1 protein-coding gene and 1 pseudogene are annotated in these 1742 nt (G+C 69.4%); both read right to left on the bottom strand.

Annotated elements, in window-relative coordinates; genetic code table 11:
• Nucleotides 1-1310 (bottom strand): LLM class flavin-dependent oxidoreductase (locus tag G3N99_RS39950; protein ID WP_206125159.1); only part of this gene is annotated, 1310 nt, incomplete at its 3' end.
• Between the two features lie 7 nt (nucleotides 1311-1317).
• Nucleotides 1318-1742 (bottom strand): annotated as a pseudogene (locus tag G3N99_RS39945) (alkane 1-monooxygenase); the annotation flags it as partial.

The raw sequence follows: 1742 nt of genomic DNA, 5'->3' as shown, positions 1-1742 counted from the left end.
GCCGCGTGGCGGCTGGCCTTGCGCGGCAGCCCGAGGTGGTCGCGCAGCGTCGCGCCGGGCAGGTCGCGGCTGTAGCGGCCGCGCGCCTCGAGCGCCGGGATCACCAGTTCGACGAAATCCTCGACGCCTTGCGCCTGCACCGCAAAGCCGAGGATGAAGCCATCGCCGGCACCGGCGTCGTGCCAGCGGATCAGCTCGTCGGCGACATGCTCGGCCGTGCCGATGAAGTTCGGGCGCGGCGTGGCGACCGCGAGCGCGGTCTCGCGCAGCGACAGGCCTTTCTGCTTCGCGTCGGCCTTGATCCGGTCGGTGGTCGAGCGGAAGCTGTTGCGGCCGAGCTCGCCGAGTTCCGGGAACGGCGCATCGAGCGCGTACTGCGTGAAATCGTGGTGATCGAAATAGCGGCCCAGATACGCGAGCGCCTCGTCGATCGTCAGCAGGTTGCGGATCGCCTGGTATTTGTCCTCGGCCTCGGCCGCCGTGCGGCCGACGATGGGCCCGATGCCGGGGAAGATCTTCACGTCGCTGCCTTGCCGGCCGTGCTCGATCGCGCTTTGCTTCACGCGCCGCGTGAACGCGGCCGTTTCGTCGAGCGACGGCGAATGCGTGAACACCGCATCCGCATACTTGCCCGCGAGCCCGATGCCGGTGTCCGACGAACCGGCCTGGAAGATCACCGGCTGGCCCTGCGGCGAGCGCTGGATGTTGAGCGGGCCCGCGACCTGGAAGAAGCGGCCGTGGTGGTCGAGCGTGTGGAGCTTGTCTCGATCGAAGAAGCGGCCGGTCGCGCGATCGCGCACGAATGCGTCGTCGTCCCAGCTGTCCCACAGGCCCTGCACGACGTCGAGGTATTCGTCGGCGATCTCGTAGCGCAGTTCGTGGTCGGGATGCGCCTTGCCGAAATTCTTCGCGGTGCCTTCGAGCGGCGTCGTCACGACGTTCCAGCCCGCGCGCCCGCCGCTGATCGCATCGAGCGACGCGAGCTGGCGCGCGACCGTGAACGGCTCGCTGTACGACGTCGAGATCGTGCCCGCGAGCCCGATCTTCTTCGTCGCGACCGCGAGCGCCGACAGCACGGTCAGCGGCTCGAAGCGGTTCAGGAAGTGCGGGATCGACTTCTCGTTGATGTAGAGGCCGTCCGCGACGAACGCGAACGCGATGCCGGCGGCTTCCGCCTGGCGTGCGATGCCGATCGCGAAATCGAGGTTGATGCTCGCGTCCGGCGGGTTGCTCGGGTGCCGCCATGCGTTCATGTGGCTGCCTGCGCCTTGCAGCATCAGGCCGAAGGGGATCGATCGTCGGGTCGTCATGGGAGCGTCACGCGTTCTGGTCAGGGGAGAGGGAGCGGTCGGCCGCGAGGGCCGCCTGCAACGGCGTGGCCGACAGCGCGCCGCCGAGCCATTCGGCCGATGCGAGCCGCGCCGCGTAGTCGGTCACCGGCGAGTCGATCACGAACGCATCGACGTCGAGCCGCCGGCTCAATGCATCGAGCGCGCGGTGGATGCGCTCGGGCGTATCGGCCAGCACCGTCGGGCGCAGCTCGTCGATCCGGTAGTCGGACGCGCCGCTCTGCCGCGCGAATTCGGCGGCCGCCTGCGCGCTGGCGAGATTGAAGCTCTGGCCGCCGGCGAACTGCAGCTTGAAGATCTTCAGTGGCCCGATCAGTTGCTCGGCTTCGTCGCGCGTCGGCGCGGCCACCGCGTACAGCGCGACCAGCGGCCGTGTGCCGCCCGCGCCGCGAA

The organism is Burkholderia sp. Ac-20392 (assembly GCF_017104585.1).
Classification (GTDB): Bacteria; Pseudomonadota; Gammaproteobacteria; order Burkholderiales; family Burkholderiaceae; genus Burkholderia; species Burkholderia lata.
The sequence above is the reverse complement of the archived record's forward strand: the minus strand, read 5'-3'. Positions and strand labels throughout refer to the sequence as shown.